1 protein-coding gene is annotated in these 240 nt (G+C 64.2%); it reads left to right on the top strand.

Annotated features, from left to right (window positions below):
• A partial coding sequence (locus tag SB772_RS45055; RefSeq protein WP_410839156.1) for an AMP-binding protein occupies nucleotides 1-240 on the top strand: 240 nt, incomplete at both ends.

Raw genomic sequence — 240 nt, 5'->3', positions numbered from 1 at the left:
GCTGCGGCGCATGTCGGGCGACTGCATGGCGCGTCTCGCGGTGGTCGAGCGCGCATCGCAGGCGTCGCTTGCAGCGTTGAATCACGAGATTGGCTTGAACAGCGCGACGCTCGTGTCGCCGGACGAAAGCAGCGACGACGGCTTCTGCATCGAGCGCGCCGAACCCGACGGAATTGCGTTCCTGCAATACACGTCCGGTTCGACCGCGTCGCCGAAAGGCGTCATCGTTAGTCATGCCAA

Source organism: Paraburkholderia sp. SIMBA_030 (assembly GCF_046535245.1).
Taxonomy (GTDB): domain Bacteria; phylum Pseudomonadota; class Gammaproteobacteria; order Burkholderiales; family Burkholderiaceae; genus Paraburkholderia.
This window is presented reverse-complemented; position numbering and strand designations above follow the sequence as displayed.